Genomic DNA, 19446 nt, shown 5'->3' with positions numbered 1-19446 from the left:
CGATGGCGCCCCGAGCGGCCGCGGCCGGTGCCACCGGGACCGGCGTGAAGCGCATCGCGGTCATCGGCGGCGGGCCCGGCGGGCTCTACGCCGCGGCCCTGCTCAAGCGGCTCGACCCGGAGCGCGAGATCACCGTCTGGGAGCGCAACGCCCCCGAGGACACCTTCGGCTTCGGCGTCGTCCTCTCCGACGAGACCCTAGGCGGCATCGAACACGCCGACCCCGTCGTGTACCGGGCCCTCAGGGACGCGTTCGTACGGTGGGACGACATCGACATCGTCCACCGGGGCGTCACCCAGACCTCCGGCGGCCACGGCTTCGCCGCGCTGGGCAGACGCCGGCTGCTGCGGATCCTGCACGACCGCTGCGCATCCCTCGGCGTACGCCTCCGCTTCCGTACCGGGGCGCCGCCGGCCGCCGAGCTGGCCGCCACCCACGACCTGGTGATCGCCGCCGACGGTGTGCACAGCCTCACCCGCGCCGCGCACGCCGACTCCTTCGGCCCCCGCCTCACCACCCACCGCTGCCGCTACATCTGGCTCGCCGCCGACTTCGCCCTCGACGCCTTCCGCTTCGAGACCGCCGAGACGGCGTACGGGGTGATGCAGCTCCACGGCTACCCCTTCTCGGCCGACGCCTCCACCGTCATCGTCGAGATGCGCGAGGAGGTCTGGCGGGCCGCCGGATTCGACAGCTGCGCGGTCGAGCACTCGACGCTGCGGTGCGCCAAGATCTTCACCGAGGCGCTCGGCGGCCGGAGCCTGCGCTCCAACAACTCCTCCTGGCTCACCTTCCGCACCGTCGTCAACGCCCACTGGTCGCACGGCAACACCGTCCTCATCGGCGACGCCGCCCACACCGCGCACTTCTCCATCGGCTCCGGCACCAAACTCGCCGTCGAGGACGCCCTCGCCCTCGCCGCCTGCATCGAGGAACAGCCCGACCTGCCGCGCGCACTGGGCGCCTACGAGGCCGAGCGCCGGCCGGTCGTCGAATCGACCCAGCGGGCCGCCGCGGCCAGCCTGCGTTGGTTCGAGGAGCTGGGCACCTACGTCGACCAGCCGCCCCGCCAGTTCGCCTTCAACCTCCTCACCCGCAGCCGCCGCGTCACCCACGACAACCTGCGGCTGCGCGACGCCTCCTTCACCGCCGCCGTCGAGGAGGAGTTCGGCTGCGCCCCGGGCGTCCCGCCGATGTTCACCCCGCTGCGGCTGCGCGGCCTCGAACTCCGCAACCGCGTCGTCGTCTCACCCATGGACATGTACTCCGCCGCCGACGGCGTCCCCGGCGACTTCCACCTCGTCCACCTGGGCGCCCGCGCGCTCGGCGGCGCCGGACTCGTCATGACGGAGATGGTGTGCGTCAGCGCCGAGGGCCGCATCACCCCCGGCTGCACCGGCCTCTACACCCCCGAACAGGCCGCCGCCTGGACCCGGATCACCGACTTCGTCCATGCGAGCGTCCCGGGCACGGCCATCGGCGTGCAGCTCGGCCACTCCGGGCGCAAGGGCTCCACCAAACTGATGTGGGAAGGCATCGACCAGCCCCTCGACCACGGCAACTGGCCACTCACCGCCGCCTCCCCGATCCCGTACGAGGACGGCGTCAACCAGATCCCGCACGCCCTGGACCGGGCCGGACTGGACACCGTGCGCGAACAGTTCGCCTCGGCGGCCCGGCGCGCCGACCGCTGCGGCTTCGACCTGCTCGAACTCCACTGCGCCCACGGCTATCTGCTCTCCGGCTTCCTCTCGCCGCTCACCAACCACCGCACCGACGAGTACGGCGGCCCGTTGGATAATCGGCTCCGCTTCCCCCTGGAGGTCTTCGACGCGGTCCGTGCCGTCTGGCCCGACGACCGGCCCATGACCGTCCGGATCTCCGCCACGGACTGGGCCGAGGGCGGCACCACGGCCGAGGACGCCGTCGAGATCGCCCGCGCCTTCGTCGCCCACGGGGCCGATGCCATCGACGTCTCCACCGGCCAGGTCGTGCCCGACGAGCGCCCCGAGTACGGCCGCTCGTACCAGACCCCGTACGCGGACCGGATCCGCAACACCCTGTGCGTGCCCGTCATCGCGGTCGGGGCGATCTCCTCCTGGGACGACGTCAACTCCCTGCTGCTCGCGGGCCGGGCCGACCTCTGCGCGCTGGCCCGCCCCCATCTCTACGACCCGCACTGGACCCTGCACGCGGCGGCCGAGCAGGGCTACGGCGGGCCGGGCGCGCCCTGGCCGCTCCCGTACCGCGCGGGCAGCCGCACCCCGCCGACCGGCCGCACGGACGCACCCAGGCCCCGGCTCACCCTGGGGTGACCGGCAGACACGCGTGACACCGGCACCCGTCCGGATGCGGGGCCCCGTGGTGCGCGTGCCGCTCCTCGCCGGCGACCCGCTCCAGCAGTGCGGCCAGCTCCTCGGCCTCCTGCCGGGTGGCGCACCCCGCACCCGCGCACCGCTCCAGCACGGCCGGGCTGTACACCAACTGCGCGCGGAAGGTGTGCAGATGGCGTGTTCCCGTGTCGATGGTGATCCAGTGGCCGGTGTGCCGCCCGTGTCCCACCGTGGTCAGCTGCTGGTGCCCCGTCCCCGGGTACGTGCCGACGACGTACACCTTCGCCCCGCCCCGGTACGCCTTCGTGCCGGGACGCATCTCCTGGCCCAGCTCCCCGTACCGCCGCCACAGCACCACGTTCGCGGCGACCAGCCAGACGGGTTCCGGCGGCCCGCTCACCGCTCCACCGCGCTGATCAGCAGCCGGTCCGAGACCGGCCGGTAACCGATGCGTCGGTAGACGCCGTTGCTGGTGGGGTTCGCGAGGTCGGTGAAGAGCAGCACCTCCTGCGCGCCGGCCTCCCTCGCCGCCCGGCTGATCTCCGCCGTCACCGCGGCCGCGTAGCCCCGGCCGCGGTGCTCCGGCGGAGTGTAGACCGTCGCGATCCGCACCATGCCCGCGAGTCGCGGGGAGGCGCCCGCCATCGACACAGGGACGCCGTCCGCCTCCCAGAGCGTCAGGCCGCCGGACGCCGTCCGCTCGTCCACCTGCCGCTCGGCATGGGCGGCGCCCTGGCCGACCTCGTCGGCGAACGCCCGGTGCCAGCGCACCAGCAGGGCCCGGTCTGCTGTGGCGGCGGCCCTGGGCCTCCCAGGAGGCGCGGGGAAGGGCGGGATCAGCGTCCCCAGCCGGTGGAGCCGCTGCTCCTGGTCGACCCGGTGGCCGGGCCAGGCGGCGGCGAGCGCCTCGGCGGTGACCCGGTCCGCGTTGATCCGGGTCAGGGGCAGCGCGGCGGCCAGCGGGCCGACCGCCTCCGGGACCACGGCCCCCAGCAGCGGCGGATGCGGTGGGGTCTGCACCAGCGTCCCCCCGACCCCGCCGTCCGTCCCGCGCCACCAGCCCAGCAGCGGGGCGGCGTCGCCGTAGGCGCGCGGGCCGTCGCGCCGGAGCGTCGCGGTGACGGTCAGCACCAGGGTGTTCTCGGCGGGCCGGGCGGCCAGCGAGGCGCCGGCCGCGTCGAGGAAGACATCGACGTCATCGGTGAAGGTCCAGGTCATGCTTCATCGTGCCGGGTGCGCGGGGAGCACGGCACCCGCATTTCCGGTTCAGCCGTCCCGCAGCCGGAAGCGCTGGAGCTTGCCGGTGGCGGTGCGGGGGAGGGCGGGCAGGAACTCGACGACGCGCGGGCACTTGTGCGGGGCCAGCTCGCTCTTCACGAACGCGCGCAGCTCGTCGGCCGCCGTCGCCGCGCCCTCGCGCAGCACCACGTACGCCACCACGATCTGGCCGCGCAGCTCGTCCGCCCGGCCCACCACGGCCGCCTCGGCCACCGAGGGGTGGCGCAGCAGGGCGTCCTCCACCTCGGGGCCCGCGATGTTGTAGCCGGAGGAGATGATCATGTCGTCGGCGCGGGCCACGTAGCGGAAGTAGCCGTCCGCGTCGCGCACATAGGTGTCACCGGTGAGATTCCAGCCGTGCGCCACGTAGTCCCGCTGGCGGTCGTCGGCGAGATAGCGGCAGCCGACCGGACCGCGTACGGCGAGGAGTCCGGGTTCGCCGTCCGGCACCGGCCGGCCGTCGAGGTCCTGCACCCGGGCCTGCCAGCCGGGCACCGGGACTCCGGTGGTGCCGGGGCGGATCGCGTCGTCGGCGGCCGAGATGAAGATGTGCAGCAGCTCGGTGGCGCCGATGCCGTTGATGATGCGCAGCCCCGTCCGCTCGTGCCAGGACCGCCAAGTGGCCACCGGAAGGTTCTCCCCGGCCGAGACACAGCGGCGCAGCGCGCTCAGATCGTGCTCGTCGATGCGGTCGAGCATCACGCGGTAGGCGGTCGGCGCGGTGAACAGCACCGAGACCCGGTGGGCGGCGAGCGCGGGCAGTAACTGGGCCGGGCCGGACTGTTCGAGGAGCAGGGCACTGGCGCCGGCCCGCAGGGGGAAGACCACCAGACCGCCGAGCCCGAAGGTGAAGCCGAGCGGCGGACTGCCGGCGAACACGTCGTCGGGCGTGGGCCGGAGTACCTGGGCCGAGAAGGTGTCGGCGATGGCGAGCACGTCCCGGTGGAAGTGCATGCAGCCCTTGGGGCGGCCGGTGGTGCCCGAGGTGAACGCGATCAGTGCGACATCGTCCGCCGCCGTGTCCACGGCGCGGTACGGCCCGGTCCTTGCCTCGGCCAGCCGGAGCAGGTCGTCCGGGGCGTCCCCGCCGTACGCCGTGATCCGCAGCCCCGGCACCTCGGCCTTCATCAGGTCGTCGACCGCCCGGACGTCGCACAGTGCGTGGGTCACCCGGGCGATGGAGCAGATGGTGGAGAGTTCGGCGGACCGCTGCCGGTCCAGCACCGTGACGGCGATCGCGCCGGCCTTCAGCACCGCGAGCCAGCAGGCGGCCAGCCGGGGGGTGGTGGGGCCGCGCAGCAGGACGCGGTTGCCGGGGACGACCCCCAGGTCGGAGGTGAGGACATGGGCGATCCGGTCCACCCGCTCCCGCAACTCGCCGTAGCTCCAGACCCCGCCGTCGGGGGTACGGAAGGCGGGGCGGCCGGGGCCCAGGCGGTCGGCCGTGCGGTCCAGCAGCTCCGCCGCGCAGTTGAGGCGGTCCGGATAGCGCAGTTCGGGAAGGTCGAAGAGCAGGTGCGGCCACTGGTCCTGGGGTGGCAGGTGCTCCCTGGCGAAGGTGTCGAGGTGCGCTGAGGTCTTCGGGTCCATGACGGATCGCCCCCTTGTCGCCTCTGGAGCGTATCGTTTGGGTGACGGTAGTCAACGGTCCGCGATAGGGCGAGTGGACTGGAATTCGAACAGGTGGGAAGACGAGCACGGGAACGGACAGGACGACAGGCCGGAGCGCCGATGCGAAGAACGGGCACGAGAAACCGAGAAGACGCGACAAGAGAGGTGCCGGTATGACGGCATTCTCGCTCGACCCGGCACAAACCGCCTGGTGTGAAGAGCTGAGGACCCTTGCCGAGCAGCAACTGCGCCCCCTCGCGGAGAAAGGTGACCCCGGACACGTCAACCGCCCCCTGATCGCCGCACTCGGCGCAACGGGCCTCATCGACCGGATGCTGGACTCCGGCGCCCTCGACCTCTGCCTGCTCCGCGAGTCCCTGGCCCGCGGCTGTACCGAGGCCGAGACCGCGCTGGCCCTCCAGGGCCTCGGCACCCACCCGCTGGTCCGCTCGGGCACCTCGGCCCAGCGCGACCGCTGGCTCCCCGAGGTGCGGGCCGGCCGCGCCGTCGCCGCCTTCGCGCTCAGCGAGCCGGGCGCGGGCTCCGACGCGGCGGCCCTCGCCCTGGACGCCGGACCCACCCCCGGCGGCTGGCGGCTGACCGGCGAGAAGTGCTGGATCTCCAACGCGCCGGAGGCCGACTTCTACACGGTCTTCGCCCGCACGACCCGAGGCGCGGGCTCCCGCGGTGTCACCGCGTTCCTGGTCCCCGCCGACCGCCCCGGACTGACCGGCACCGCACTCGACATGCTCTCGCCGCACTCCATCGGGACGCTCGACTTCGACGGAGTCCCGGTCACCCCCGACGACGTACTCGGCGAACCGGACCGGGGCTTCCGGGTCGCCATGGACACCCTCAACCTGTTCCGCCCCAGCGTCGGCGCGTTCGCCGTCGGCATGGCCCGCGCCGCCCTCGACGCCACGGTGGAGCACACCGCCCACCGCACCGCGTTCGGCGGCCCGCTGAAGGACCTTCAGGCCGTCTCCCACCAGGTCGCCGAAATGGCGACCCGGACCGAGGCCGCCCGGCTCCTGGTGTACGCGGCCGCCGCCGCGTACGACACGGGGGAGCCCGGTGTACCGCGCAGGGCCGCCATGGCGAAGCTGTACGCCACCGAGACCGCGCAGTACGTCGTCGACACCGCCGTCCAACTGCACGGCGCCCGCGCCCTGCGCCGCGGTCACCTCCTGGAACACCTCTACCGGGAGGTCCGCGCGCCGCGCATCTACGAGGGCGCCAGCGAGGTCCAGCGCACCATCATCGCCAAGGAGCTGTACGCGAGCCGGGAGGCGTCCGCATGAGTCCGGTCCACCGGATCAACCCCGTCGAGATGTCCCCGCCCACGGGTTTCTCGCACGCCGTCACCGTGACCGGCGGCCAACTGGTCTTCCTGGCCGGGCAGACCGCACTCGACCAGGACGGCAAGATCGTCGGTGACGATCTGTCGGAGCAGTTCGCGACGGCGCTCGGCAATCTGCTCACCGCGCTGGGCGCGGCGGGCGGCGCCCCGGCGGACCTCGCCCGGGTCACCGTGTACGCCACCGATGTGGCCGACTACCGCGAACGGGCCGAGGAACTGGGCCGGATCTGGCAGCGGCTGGCCGGCCGCGACTACCCGGCGATGGCGGTCATCGGTGTGACCAGGCTCTGGGACGAGCAGGCCCTGGTGGAGATCGACGGGGTGGCCGTACTGCCGTGAACGCACCGTACGGGCCCGGTGATCCGGGCCCGTACGGTCATCGGTGCATCAGGGCTTGTCGGTTCCGGTCAGTACGGCTTCACCAGCACGTGAGCCGCGCCCGGAATGCCGATCTTCAGCAGCTCGTCCTCCTCGGGCGTCGTCTCGTTGCCCGTCTCCTGCTTGAGCACCGCACGCGACATGGCCTGCACCCACATGGCCCGGGGGCGGCGGCGCGCCTCCCACGCTTCGAGGGCCGCGGCCACCCCGGCCTCGGCGTCCAGCGCTTCGGCGAGCACCAGCGCGTCCTCGACGGCCATCGCCGCGCCCTGCGCGATGTGCGGGGTGGAGGCGTGTGCGGCGTCACCGGCCAGGACGACCCGGCCGACGTGCCACGGCTCCTCGACGGTCACCTGGGAGATCCGCGAATACACCACCGAGGCCGGGTCGGTGACCGCGGCGAGTGCCTCGGCGACCGGTCCGGTGAACATCGACAGCCGCTCCCCGAGCTGCTCGTTCGCCCGCTCCGGGTCCGGCCGGAAGTCGGCGGACTCCGCGAACACCGCACCCAGGTACATCAGTTCCTCGGTGATCGGGGTGAGCAGTGCCTTGGCGTCCTTGCCCGCCGTACCCATCACCACACCCCGCACCCGGGGCTGCCGGGGGACCGTCACCCGCCAGTTCGCGAAGCCGGTGTACTCCGGGGCGTAGCGGTCCCCGTAGAGCCGGGTGCGCAGCGGCGATCCGATGCCGTCGAAGCCGGCCACCAGGTCCCAGCGGCCCGAGGAGCCGTCGGACAGGGTGACGTCCACGCCCGAGCCGTCGTCGGCCAGTTCGGTGATGGTGGTGCCGAAGCGGATCACCGCACCCGCGCCGACGGCCGCGGAGTTCAGCACCCGGGCCAGAGCGGGGCGCGGGATGCCGTTGTTGGAGGGGGCGTCGCCCATCCGGGGCTGGGGTATCTCGGCGAGCGTGTTGCCGGCCGGGTCGGCGATGGTCAGGACCTCCCATTCGAAGCCCGCCTCCAGGCAGTCGTCGAGGACCCCGATCTCCCGCATGACATGCAGCGCGTTGGACGGCTGGATGATGCCGACGCCCAGCGCGTCCACCTCGTCACGGAGCTCGGCGACCTCCACGGTGTGGCCGCGCCGGGCCAGTGCGGTGGCGAGGGTGAGCCCGCCGATGCCGCCGCCGTGAATCAGGACGCGCAGGGGTGTTGCCATCTCAGGTGTCTCCAGAGCGAGAAAAGTACGGAGCGTTGCGAGGAAGGGGACGGTCAGCCGGTCGCGGCGGGCAGGCTCATCAGGTGGTCCACCAGGGCCAGCAGCACGTCCCGGCCGAACGGACGCTCGCGGACGTCGCCGATCAGCAGCGGTACGTGCGGGTCGAGGTCGAGAGCGGCCCTGATCTCGTCCGGTGTACGGGTGTTGTGGCCGTGGAAGCAGTTGATCGCGACCACGAACGGGATGTCCCGGCTCTCGTAGAAGTCGATCGAGGCGAAGCTCGTCTCCAGCCTGCGGGTGTCGGCGATCACCACTCCGCCGAGCGCCCCGTTGACCAGGTCGTTCCACATGAACCAGAAGCGTTCCTGGCCGGGGGTGCCGAAGAGGTAGACCACCAGCCCGGAACTGACCGTGATCCGGCCGAAGTCCAGCGCCACGGTGGTCGTGTCCTTCTGGCCGACGCCGGCCAGGTCGTCGACGCCGATGCTGGCCTTGGTCAGGTACTCCTCGGTGCGCAGCGGCGCGACCTCGCTGACCGCGCCCACCATCGTGGTCTTGCCGACGCCGAAGCCTCCGGCGATGAGTATCTTGACGGCGGCAGGGGCCGTCTGACTGCTTGTCATGTTGGTTCAGAGTCTCCGGAGTCCGTCACGAACGGCGGCCAGCAGGCCCATGTCGGCCCCGCCGGCCACCCGCGCCACCGAGAGCGGGGCGCGGGCCAGCAGCAGGCCCTGGGCGACGAGATCGGCCAGCAGGATCTTGGTCACCGATACCGGGAGGCCGAGGTCGGAGGCGACCTCGGCGACCGCGGCCGGGCGGTGGCAGCGCTCCAGGATCATCCGGTGTTCCGGCTGGAGCCTCCCGGGCCGTACCGGCGCACCGTGCTCGTCCCGGGGGTCCTGCGCGGTCGTGAGCACGGTGATGAGGCTGAAGTCGTCCCGCTCGGGAGCGGTCCGGCCCCGGGTGATGGTGTACGGGCGCACCATCGTGTTCGCCCCGTCCTCCTCGGCCTCGTCCTCCCAGTACGGGGTCACGCGCGCTGCCCGTCCCCGGTGCCGAAGGCGTCGAACTGACCGCGGGCGGGGGTGCTGAGTTTCTGGCCGACCTGCTGCACCAGGTTGTGCATGGCGAGCGACATGATCTCGGCGTCCACCTCCTGGGAGGCGATGACGGCCAGGTGGGTGCCCTGGGCGGCGGCGATGATGAAGAGCCAGAGCTCGTTCAGTTCGACGATCACCTGGTGCACGCCGCCGCCGTCGAAGAGCTGGCCGACGCCGCGGGCCAGGCTCTGCTGGCCGGTGCAGATGGCGGCCAGCCGTTCGGCGTCGGAGCGGTCGATGGTGCGCGAGTGGCTCACCACGAGTCCGTCGTCGGACAGCAGGACGGCGTTCCGGGTCTCGGCCACCGAGTCCACCAGGCCGTCGAGCAGCCAGTCGAGATCCTGGTGGGTGGCGGTTGTGCGTGTCATGGCCGTTCTTCTCTCGTGGGCTGGGGGATGGCGGGCGGTGCGGGCTGCTGCGGTGCCTCGTCGGTCGCGCGGGCGGCACGGGACCGGCGCTGGAACGCCCCGATCGCGGCTCCGGCCCGGCGTGGCTCCGGTCGTGGCAGCGGGTTCTCCGGCGGGTTCGGCGGCTGCGGTGCGGCCGGCCGGGCGGCCGGGGCGATGCGCAGTTCGTCGGCCAGGCTGGCCTGCCGGACCCGGCGCGGCAACGGGGGTTCCGCGCCGGGGCCGGGGAGCGCGGGTGCCCCGGAAGAGCCGTGCCCGGTGTTACGGGCACGGACGGCTTCCGGCTCCGGCGGCGCGGGGTGGTCCGGCTCGGACACCGGCAGCGATGCGGGCCGGAGGGCCTCCGGCCCGGACTGCCCGGGCGCCGGGACCGGAAGCGACGCACGGTCCGCCCCGGCGCCGGCGGAGTAGGGGGCGGCGTACGGCTGCTGCGGGTTCCCGTACGGCCCCTCGGGTGCCGAGTACGGCGGCTGGTCCACGGGGTACTGACCGGCGGCCGTCATGTAGGGCTGCCCGGCCGGGCCGTACGGGTCCTCGTGGGTGGCGTACGGCGCGGCCGGCGCGGCGCAGGGGTCTGTCGGCGCCGTGAACGCCCCGCCGGGTACCGGGTTCGCGGGCTCGGGTGCCGGGTACGGCTGTTCCCGGTCCGCGAACGGTGTTCCGCCCGGCTGGTGGGGCTGTTCGTGCTCCGGTGCCGGGTACGGCTGCTCGGTGGTGGCGTACGGGGCGCCCGCCGTGTTCAGCGCGGTGACTCCGGCCAGCGCCTGACCCTGTACGCGGGTGGGCAGCGCGTCGCCGGGTGCCGGGGCCGCAGGGGCAGCGGGCGCCGCGGCGGGGGACGGCACGCCGACCGGGCCGGTCCGCGGTTCGGGCACGGTCAGCTCGTCGGGGACGAGCAGGACCACGCGGGTACCGCCGTACGCCGAGGAGCGGAACTCCACCCGCAGGCCGTGCTGGTCCGCGAGGCGGGCGATCACGTACAGGCCGAGACGGATGTCGTCGGAGTGGGCGAGTACGTCCATCCGGGGCGGCCGGGCCATCAGTTCGTTGGCCGCCGCCAGCTGGTCCTCCTCCATCCCGAGGCCGCGGTCCTCGACCTCGATGGCCAGGCCGCGGCTCACCCTGGCGGCCCTGACCTCGACCGGGCTCGGCGGACGGGAGAAGCTGAGCGCGTTCTCGATCAGCTCGGCGAGCACATGGGAGACCGGGCCGACGGCCCGCTCAGACAGCCAGGGGTTGCCGTCGAGGTCCAGCACCACCCGCCGGTAGTCCTGCACCTCGCCCTGGGCGGACCGCATCACGTCCAGCAGTGGAACCGGCTTGCGCCAGCGCCGGTGCGGGGAACCGCCCGCGAGGATCACCAGGTTCTCCTCGTAACGCCGCAGTCGGGCGGTGAGGTGGTCGAGGTCGAAGAGGCCGTCGAGCATCTCGGGGTCCTCGTACTTGCGCTCCAGCTCGTCCAGCTTCTTCAGCTGCTGGCCGATCAACTGCTGGGTGCGGCGGGCGATGCGCTGGAGCAGCCGCTCGAAGCCGCGGTGCTGGTCTGCCTGTTTGACAGCCGCCGCCAGCGCACTGGTACGCGCCAGGTTGAGCGCGTCGCCGAGCTGGGTCAGTTCGTCGCTCTTGCCGCTCCTGCTGTCGGGCTCGATGGCACGCGCCTCGGCCTCGACATCGATCCGCTCGCCCCGGCCGAGCCGCTCGACGACATCCGGAAGTGCCTTCTCCAGTTCCTCGGCCCGCTCCTGCAGACCGCCGATTCGGCGGCGGAGGTTGCGGGTGAGGCGCCAGGTGGTCCAGATGACCGCGATCACGGCCACCAGGCCGACGACCGTGGTCAGCACCATCTTGAACAGCAGCGACATGACACTGTCCTTGCCCTCCTCGACCACGAGGGAGGTGCGGTGCTCCAGCAGCTTCTCGATCTGCGGGGTGAGCTCGTCCATCGCACCGCGCCAGGTCTTCTCCCGGGCGTCGAGGGCGACGAATCCCTTCGCGTCGGCCTCGGCCGGACGCAGCACCTTGTCCTCCACCCGCGCCTTGGTCTTCCAGGCCGCGCTGCGGGTGATCTCCTCCCACATCGCCCTCTCGTCCGGGGGCAGCTGGGGAACGACCTTGGTGGAGTACTGGAGTTCCTGGCCGGAAACCGCCTCCCGGACCAGCTTCAGGTCCTCGGTGCTCAGCTTCCCCTCGGACCAGCCGCGTGCCAGCAGGGCGTCCGAACGGGAGATCATCTCCTTGGTCCAGAACAGGTCGACCAGCGGCTGCGAGAGCGTGGTGATCCGGCCGTTGTCGACATGGCTGAGCGCCGCGAAGAGCTGGAGGTCGACCGCGATCAGATCCGTGTAGTAGCCGTAGACGGCCTTCTGCTGATCGCTGCCGCCGTCGTCGACGAGGGAGCGCTGGGCGGGCAGCTGGCTGATCGCCTCGCGGGCCTGGCCGACGGCGTCACGGACCTCGGCGGGTGCGTCGTCGGTCGCCACGTCGGAGAGCGTCTGGAAGCTCTCGACGGCTTTGTCGGTCAGCTCGCGCTGCCGCCGGAGTTCCTCGGTGGCGCCCTTGTGCCGGGCGAGTGCCTCGGCGCTGAGCCGGCGCTCCTGCTGCAGGTTGTAGTACACGATGTTGGACGGCTGGCCGGCCTTCTGCGCCAACTGTCCCTGTGCTGCCTGGCGTTGAAAGTCCAACAGGGTCTGACCACTGGTGACGGCCCAGAGGGCTGCCAGTGCGACGCCGGGAACGATGGCCAGAACGAGCAGGGCTGTCCGCAGTGACATGGTGGTCGACCGGGTCCGCCGTGAGGCGCGGGTGCGCAGGGCGTGCTCCTTGATGATGCCAGTCTCAGGACTGGTCAAATCCGTTGAGAACTTCGACAGATAGATACTAGGCACAGTGAAAAAATGAAAAGAAGGCGGGCTCACAAGTGCATCACCGATCACGCACAGATCCGACACCGTGATCCGGAGGTGCCCGGTCCGCCCGGTCCGCCCCGGTTCGAGCAGCGGCCCGGGGGACCAGGGGGCGCTTGACGGAGGAGAACTGAGACCGCGGAGCCCTTGGGCATCCGCCGCACGAAGCGCGAATGCCTCGCACGGGCTCCCACACGCGAGCGGTCCCCGCGACTAGCCTCCGCATCATGCTGCGCATCACCGACACCCGCACCGGCCACCCCGTGGAAGTGCCCGCCTCCCCACGCCGCCTGCTGCGCAGTTGCGTCCACCTGCCCGACATCGGCACGGGCCCGGACACCGGCACCGGGCTCGGCCCCGTGCACCTGCGCGTCCCCCTGATCGGCGACGTGCTGGCACGCACCGCCGAGCTGAACGGCCTCCAGGTCGTCACGGTCCTCACCACCCCGGAGCTGACGCCCGAACGTGCCCTGGCCCTGGACCGGGTGATGGCGGTGCTCGGCATCCACCCCCCTGCCGTCATCGGCCACCACCGCCCGGAGGCGTCCCTCGGCGGCCCGGCCGACGTCCACGTGACCGCCGCCGGCACCGACCCGGGCGGCGCCGGGGGCGGAGCCCTGATCGAGGTGGGCCGAGTCACCACCGCCCCATCGACGCAGGGTCTCTCCGCCCCGGGCACCCTCGATCCGGCGGAGACCGCCGAGCCGCTGGCTGTGCGCCTGCTGCTGCTCACCAGCCCCTACAAGACCCCGGTCACGGTCACCGGCCCCGCGCTCGCCGGGGCCCGGCGGACCCTGCGCGACTGGCGGCGATCGGTCGCCGACTGGGCGCAGCAGCCGTCCAGACCGATCCCTACCGACCTGCTGCGGCAGTCGCATGCGGCGCTCGCCGAGAATCTCGACGTCGCCGCTGTCCTGGCACTCCTGGCCGAGGTGGCGGAACGGTCCGACGTCCCGCCGGGCGCCAAGTTCGAGACCTTCGCCCACCTCGACCGCGTCCTCGGCCTGGACCTCGCCCGCGACGTCGGCCACCAGCACCGCCCCTGACGGGCCGACGGACGCTCAGCCGGGGACCCATGCACCGATCTCCATCCGACCCATTGGCAGGGGAACGGTGTCGATGCCGCCCTCCGGGATTCCGACGACCTCGACAGCCACCCCACGTGCTGCCAGGGCCTTCGAGGTCTGGGCCATGGTGATCTGGGAGAAGCCGAAGACGGACTCCGGGGTCAGACTCTCCCGGTTCTTGAGCAGCATGGCAAGCACGATCCGCTTGGGCGTGAAGTCGTCAGGAAGCACGTACCTGCCCCCGCTGAGTCGGGTGACCTTCGCAGTGAACTCTGCACGGACCTGCGCGGACTCCTGGAGCAGTTCCACGGCCACCCTGGCCTGGCTGAACAGGTGGCTCAGTGGACCGGAACCGGCCGCGCGCTTGACGAGGACCAGGGTGCCGTCGGGCGTGAGCAGGTCGCAGATCTCGACCTGGTCCCTGGGCCGGAGGGGATTGGTGACGTTCTTGGTGTCGAGACAGAGCCAGCCCGGCCGCTCCTCATCGGCCACCCTGTTGTTGTACGTGTTCTCGGACTCACCGTCGAGCCAGGCGGGCAGCGAGACGGAGGGAACGGGAGAGAACAGGGCCGCCACAGTGGCCCGGCTCTCCGCCACGTAGGCGGCCCCGCCCTCGTACCACTCGCCCTCCAGGAGGAAGAACCGCCTGGAGCCCAGCGAGGAGCCGACCTCCAGCCAGGTCAGCGCGCTGGTCACGGCGAGTGTGTCGACGGCACTTGTCCGGCGGTCCCTGGCGAGGGTCACCGTTCCCTCGCGCAGCACCTTGAGGCGCTGTCCGGGTGGTGCGAGCCGGGCCCGCATGAGTACGTAGCCGAGGTCGAAGTCGTCGGAGCGCCAGGCGTCGGCGCTGTTGATCCGCGTCATGTACACGGAGGCCTCCGTGTACGCCACATGGTGATCGGAGGGGACGATGGAGGAGATCCGTCCGTCGGCGGGCCGGCCGAGACAGTCGTCCAGCTCCCGGTCGAGGGCGTCGAGGACCGTCGGATCGGTGACCGGGACGATGTGGTCGACGAACTCCAGCTCCTGGTGCGGGATGTCCTCGCGGCAGATCCTGGCGATGGTCCGTAAGTCGGAGAGCAGGGCCTCGGGTTCGATGCCCAGCGCGATCCTCAATCCGCATCCGCCCTGGGCACTGACCGCCCTTCCGCGTGTGTACCGCGAGCGGGTGAGCGGCAGGTCGTCGAGGTAGCCGCCCAGGCTGCGCACGACACGCGAGTGGTCACGGAGGCCGAGCAGCGGGACCGGGGCGCCGCTCGGAACCAGGGAGATGTCGGTGCGTGTCTGTCCGAGCGACCTCGAGACCGCCCCACGGATCATGTTCGGATCCATCTGCCGGATGGCGAAGGAGAGACCGAAGCGCTTGTCCTTGAGGCGGTCGGGGATCAGCCGGTACCCCTGGTCGCAGCCGATGGCGTACACCGTGCCGTCCACGGCGAGCAGCAGGACGGCGGCTGTGCGGCGGACGCTCTCGGCAACCGTGATGCCGGTGGTGCGTGCCATGGGTTCGCACCACGGGGCCTCGGTGTGCTCCATTCCGCAGGTGATGTACACAGCCGGAACGCCGAGCGCGTCGGGGAAGTGCAGATCGGCACCGAGCCTGTCCAGAAGCTGCGGGTCGAGGGCATCCAGCATGGCCTCCGGGGTGGGCGTGACACCGGTCAGCAGGTAGACGGTGCGTACTGCGGTGTTCGATGCCATGGCGAGCCTCCGTGGAGCAGTGGGCAAATTCTTGAAGGTGGGCGGGACGCACCGATGTCCTGCGCCGTTGTGGCCGTGACGGGGACTACGGGGCGAAGACAGGTGCCGCAGGCAGGTCCTGGCAGCCCTCCGCCGTGGGACACGACGGGACGAGGCGGTCGCGGCGAGGACGCGCTGCACGTCGTACCCGCTCGGGACGACCCAGGTACACGGAGGATATTGGCACTAGTCTGTGCGCACTGTCAACAGACTTCACTCTGGAGGAGGCGGAGTGTTCCGTGTACGCTGGGCGTATGACGGACAACGCAGCTTCACCGGTCGGCCCCCTGGTCACCGGTGCCGAGATCGCTCGACTGGCCGGTGTCACCCGGGCTGCTGTCTCCAACTGGCGTCGGCGCTACGACGACTTCCCGGCGCCGGCGGGAGGCGCCGCGAACAGTCCGCTCTTCGCGCTCGCCGAGGTCCAGGGATGGCTGGACAGGCAGCGCAAGGGCCAGGAGGTGTCACCCGAGGTCGAGTTGTGGCAGGCCCTGCGGGCCGCGTACGGGGAACAGATGGTCGCGGGCCTGGCGGAGGTGGCCGCGGCGCTGGCCGGACGGCCTGCTCCGGGGCTGCCGGACGACATCGCCCCTCGGGTGCGGAAGCTCGCCCGGACCGCGGCACCCGCCGACCTCGTGAACGGACTGACCGAACGGTTCGTGGACTCCGCCCGGCGCGCGGGATCGGACCAGGTGACTCCCGAGCGCGTGGTGCGTGCCGTCCGCCACTTCGCTCCCGAACTCCCCTCCGACGCCGCGGTCTTCGACCCGGCCTGCGGAATCGGGGTGCTGCTCCTGTCCGCCGCCTCCGGGGCGGCCACGCGTTGCCACGGTCAGGAAGTGGACGCCGACAGCGCCCGATTCGCACAGCTCCGCGCCGACCTCCTGGGCCGAACAGGGGTCCGCATCGTGGCCGGGGACTCCCTGCGCGCGGACGAATGGGCGGATCTCAAGGCGGACCTCGTCGTCTGTGACCCGCCGGCCGGTGTGACCGAGTGGGGGCGGGAGGAACTGCTGCTCGACTCGCGCTGGGAGCTCGGTACCCCGTCCAAGGCCGAGGGCGAGCTCGCCTGGCTCCAGCACGCCTATGCACACACCGGGCCGGGCGGCCAGGTCCTCATGGTCATGCCGGCCTCGGTCGCCTACCGCAAGGCTGGCCGCCGCATCCGGGCAGAACTCGTACGCCGGGGCATCCTGCGCCAAGTGGTCGCCCTGCCGCCGGGGACGGCGACCTCTCACTCCCTGCCCGTCCACCTGTGGTGTCTGCAGCGCCCTGAGAACACCGCGAGTGCGGACACGAACCGTACGGTGCGCATGGTCGACCTGACCGGCAACAGCCCCGACGCTGATCTGGACCCACGCTCCGACCAGGTCGCCGACGTGCCGCTGATCGGACTCCTCGACGACACCGTCGATCTCACCCCCGGCAAACACCTGCGCTCCCGGCAGCGCGACTTTCCCGGTGAGTACACGGCCCTGCGCCAGGAGATGGAGGACTGGATCCGCCGACTCGCCGCCCTCCTGCCCGAGCTGACGGTCGGGGGTGGACCGGGCTCGCTGGACGGCGCGACCACCAGCGTCGCGGATCTCGCCCGCGCCGGACTCGTCACATACGAGGGCTCGGAGCCGGTCTCCGCCAGCGAGCAACTCGACACGGACTATCTCCAGGGGTTCCTGCGGAGCTCCGTCAACACCCGCCGGTCCACGAGCGCCAGTGGGACGTACCGTCTCGACACCCGGGGGTCACGTATCCCGCGTATGGGCATCGACGAGCAGCGTCGCTACGGATCCGCCTTCCGGGCCGTGTCCGAGTTCGAGGAAGGCATGCGCAAGGTCGACGAGCTGAGCAGGCAGCTTGCCGAAGTCGCCCGTGACGGCCTCGCCACGGGCGCCCTGACACCGGAGGAATGAAGCACGGCGCGGGGCACCCCTCGGCGGGTGTCCCGCACCGGTCCGTGTTCGAGCCGGTCAGGCCGGGCGTGGCAGGAACGGGCTCGGGGTCCCGCTCCATGTCACGCTCAGTGACTCGCGTGCACGGGTGCAGGCGACGAAGAGCAGGCAGCGCTCCCGGAGCAGATCGGCGTCGTGCTGGAGAGGGTCTGCCTCGCGTGGGGTGACCGCGCGGGCGAACGGTATGGCGCCCTCCTTGACGTCGAGGACGGACACCGCCCGGAATTCCAGCCCCTTCATCGCATGCATGGTCGCCAGCCGTACGCCCTGCGTCCCGGCGGCGGACTGCCCCTTGACCCGGAGCACCGGAACACCGGAGGCCTTGAGCTTGTCCTCGGCCGCGTCCAGGGCGAGATTGAAGCGTGCGCACACGCCGATCTCGTGTGGCGCGAGACCGTCCGCGAGCAGCGCCTGGACGCGCTCCACCAGGGCATCGGTCTCCTCCTGCCGGGTTCCGTACCCCTGGACCTGGGGGCGGCGCCCATGGAGCAGGGAGCGGTAGCCGGTCAACGAGTCCGTTCCCTCGCCCTCCAGCGCGTCGACGGTGACGGGCGCGAGGAGCCGCGCCGACCAGGTGAGAATCTCCTCGGTGGACCGGTAGTTGACGCGCAACCGGAAGCTGCGGCCGGCTGTGGCGATGCCCAGGGAACCGAGCGACACCCGGGAATCGTAGATCCGCTGGTGCGGGTCACCGGTGATGAACAGGTCATCAGGACCAGGAGCCACGGCGGCACGCAGTACCCGCCACTGCGCGGGGTGCAGGTCCTGCGCCTCGTCGACGACGACATGGGCGTAGGGGGCCGGATCGCCGGCCAGGAAGTCCGCCGCACGGGTGCAGACCCGCAGATGTGTGGTCTCGCCGCGCTCGCGCAGAAACTGCTCGAACCGTTCGACGCCGCTCCACACCTCTCGGCGGCGTGCGGGCCCCATGCCGGTGCCGCGACCCCGGCGGCTCGCGCCGAGGTAGGAGTCGAGATCGCGGAGATCCTGGCCGAGTACGACGTGCCGGTACTCCTGGGCGAGGAACTGGGCGGTGTACGGCAGGTCGAGCTGTTTGACGGCCCTTTCCCACAACTGCCGCTGTTCCTTGTCCCCGATCGGACGCGGCGCTGCCCCGGACTTCGCGCGCACGACTCCGTTGGCGCAGGCGTCCACCGTCGTCACATCGACCCGGGCCAGCAGCCTCTCGTCCTCGTCGAGCAGAAGGCCGAGCATCTCGCGCAGTCCGGCGGCGAGCGCGTTCGTGTACGTGGTCAGCAGGATCCGGCCGTCCTCGCCGCGCCCCAGCAGATGCTTGACCCGGTGCAGGGCGGCGACCGTCTTGCCCGTTCCCGGCCCGCCCGTGACCTGGACCGGACCCCCGTACGAGGTGCGGTAGGCGGCGCGTCGCTGGGAGGGGTGGAGAAAGACCCGCCAGGCTTCGAACGGCTTCTGCAACACCTCCTCCAGCTCCTGGGGCCCGGTGACCAGCCGGATGCGCGTCGCAGTATTGGCGATCACCGTGGCCAGGTCCTCGACCGGCTCGGCGGGTGCGCCGGCGGGCCGGCGGACGGCGACGACGTCCCGGTAGACCTCCTCCGGGCTGAAGCCCTCGGCAAGGTACTGGAGCACCTCCAGCTGATCCTCCGGGAGCAGCGTGGAGAACGCCTCCAGCTGGGCCTTGTCGACCAGGGAACGCGCGGCGCGCAGCACCTGGTCGTCGAGGCCGAGTTCGCGCAGGGCGCCGTCGGAGACCTGCGCGAACAGCAGCCTGGGTGCGTCCGCGGCGGCCGTCTCGTACAGGGGGGTCAGCTCGTCCAGGGCGACGGCGTCGCGTACCTCCAGGGCCCTGGTCGCTGTGTTCGCGCTGTACAGCCGCTTCGCCGCCCACGTATAGGCATCGTCGTGCGGCAGGACGTTGACCAGCAGGAACACATCACTGCCGTCGTCGGGCGCGAGAACGACGCCCCGCCAGAAGTCGGTGACGCGGATGGTCCGCATCCGTGGGTCACGGGCGTTGTTCACCGACTCCAGGTGCAGGCCCTTGTCCGCGTTGAGTTCGGCGGCGGTCAGGGCGTGGAACTTGCCCATGGCCTTGCGTACGCCGGCTCGCACCGGCTTCTCCAGCATGTCGTAGCCGTCCCAGAAGCTCTGGGCGAAGGCGAGCCGGGGCATGAC

Annotated in this window: 15 protein-coding genes; 5 read left to right on the top strand and 10 right to left on the bottom strand. The window is 71.8% G+C overall.

Annotation, left to right across the window (positions count from 1 at the left end; translation table 11 throughout):
- Nucleotides 1-2: 2 nt before the first annotated feature.
- Nucleotides 3-2315: a bifunctional salicylyl-CoA 5-hydroxylase/oxidoreductase gene (locus tag IE107_RS17670; RefSeq protein WP_189544753.1), complete on the top strand. Its 2313-nt coding sequence runs from the start codon at nt 3-5 to the stop codon at nt 2313-2315.
- Here IE107_RS17670 and IE107_RS17665 read toward each other — a convergent pair.
- From IE107_RS17665 to IE107_RS17655, 3 genes are read right to left on the bottom strand one after another with little or no spacing between them, the layout of a single operon-like run.
- Entirely contained in the window at nt 2302-2733 is a 432-nt protein-coding gene (locus IE107_RS17665; RefSeq protein ID WP_189544752.1) for a hypothetical protein, read from the bottom strand. The genes IE107_RS17670 and IE107_RS17665 overlap by 14 nt on opposite strands.
- Nucleotides 2730-3551 carry a GNAT family N-acetyltransferase gene (locus IE107_RS17660; protein ID WP_189544751.1) on the bottom strand — a complete coding sequence of 274 codons (822 nt, stop codon included), beginning with the start codon at nt 3549-3551 and terminating at the stop codon, nt 2730-2732. Before IE107_RS17660 ends, IE107_RS17665 begins: the two co-directional genes overlap by 4 nt.
- 48 nt (nt 3552-3599) lie before the next feature.
- On the bottom strand, nt 3600-5201 hold the full coding sequence (locus IE107_RS17655) for an AMP-binding protein (RefSeq protein ID WP_189544750.1): 1602 nt from the start codon (nt 5199-5201) through the stop codon (nt 3600-3602).
- A 194-nt stretch (nt 5202-5395) separates the two neighbouring features.
- Between IE107_RS17655 and IE107_RS17650 the strand changes: the two genes are divergently transcribed.
- Both IE107_RS17650 and IE107_RS17645 read left to right on the top strand, forming a co-directional pair.
- Nucleotides 5396-6523, top strand: a complete 1128-nt coding sequence (locus tag IE107_RS17650) for an acyl-CoA dehydrogenase family protein (protein WP_189544749.1) — start codon at nt 5396-5398, stop codon at nt 6521-6523.
- Entirely contained in the window at nt 6520-6921 is a 402-nt protein-coding gene (locus IE107_RS17645; protein ID WP_189544748.1) for a RidA family protein, read from the top strand. Before IE107_RS17650 ends, IE107_RS17645 begins: the two co-directional genes overlap by 4 nt.
- 68 nt (nt 6922-6989) lie before the next feature.
- Here the strand turns inward: IE107_RS17645 and IE107_RS17640 are convergent, their stop codons facing one another.
- Genes IE107_RS17640 through IE107_RS17620 form a run of 5 tightly spaced genes read right to left on the bottom strand, consistent with a single transcriptional unit; the run spans nt 6990 to nt 12479 of the window.
- Nucleotides 6990-8123: an FAD-dependent monooxygenase gene (locus IE107_RS17640; RefSeq protein WP_189544747.1), complete on the bottom strand. Its 1134-nt coding sequence runs from the start codon at nt 8121-8123 to the stop codon at nt 6990-6992.
- A gap of 53 nt (nt 8124-8176) precedes the next feature.
- Nucleotides 8177-8746, bottom strand: coding sequence for a GTP-binding protein (locus tag IE107_RS17635; RefSeq protein WP_189544746.1), 570 nt, complete (start codon nt 8744-8746; stop codon nt 8177-8179).
- Between the two features lie 6 nt (nt 8747-8752).
- A complete protein-coding gene (locus tag IE107_RS17630) occupies nt 8753-9157 on the bottom strand; it encodes a DUF742 domain-containing protein (protein ID WP_373302460.1) in 405 nt (134 codons plus the stop codon).
- Entirely contained in the window at nt 9154-9591 is a 438-nt protein-coding gene (locus IE107_RS17625; protein WP_189544745.1) for a roadblock/LC7 domain-containing protein, read from the bottom strand. Before IE107_RS17625 ends, IE107_RS17630 begins: the two co-directional genes overlap by 4 nt.
- A complete protein-coding gene (locus tag IE107_RS17620; RefSeq protein ID WP_229867033.1) occupies nt 9588-12479 on the bottom strand; it encodes a nitrate- and nitrite sensing domain-containing protein in 2892 nt (963 codons plus the stop codon). The genes IE107_RS17625 and IE107_RS17620 overlap by 4 nt, the downstream gene beginning before the upstream one ends.
- 281 nt (nt 12480-12760) lie before the next feature.
- On the opposite strand from IE107_RS17620, the gene IE107_RS17615 reads away from it, so the two are divergent.
- Nucleotides 12761-13579, top strand: coding sequence for a hypothetical protein (locus tag IE107_RS17615; RefSeq protein WP_189544744.1), 819 nt, complete (start codon nt 12761-12763; stop codon nt 13577-13579).
- A gap of 15 nt (nt 13580-13594) precedes the next feature.
- Here IE107_RS17615 and IE107_RS17610 read toward each other — a convergent pair whose 3' ends face one another.
- The gene (locus tag IE107_RS17610) at nt 13595-15301 is read right to left on the bottom strand and encodes a TIGR04141 family sporadically distributed protein (protein ID WP_189544743.1); all 1707 of its coding nucleotides are present in this window, start codon (nt 15299-15301) and stop codon (nt 13595-13597) included.
- Nucleotides 15302-15594: 293 nt separating this feature from the next.
- On the opposite strand from IE107_RS17610, the gene IE107_RS17605 reads away from it, so the two are divergent.
- The gene (locus IE107_RS17605; RefSeq protein ID WP_189544742.1) at nt 15595-17250 is read left to right on the top strand and encodes an HsdM family class I SAM-dependent methyltransferase; all 1656 of its coding nucleotides are present in this window, start codon (nt 15595-15597) and stop codon (nt 17248-17250) included.
- 57 nt (nt 17251-17307) lie between these two features.
- Here the strand turns inward: IE107_RS17605 and IE107_RS17600 are convergent, their stop codons facing one another.
- Entirely contained in the window at nt 17308-19443 is a 2136-nt protein-coding gene (locus tag IE107_RS17600) for a UvrD-helicase domain-containing protein (RefSeq protein WP_189544741.1), read from the bottom strand.
- Between the last annotated feature and the right edge of the window lie 3 nt (nt 19444-19446).

Source organism: Streptomyces gelaticus (assembly GCF_014649535.1).
GTDB classification, from domain to species: Bacteria; Actinomycetota; Actinomycetes; order Streptomycetales; family Streptomycetaceae; genus Streptomyces; species Streptomyces gelaticus.
Note: the sequence above shows the minus strand (reverse complement) of the source record. Positions and strands in the feature narration are given on the sequence as shown.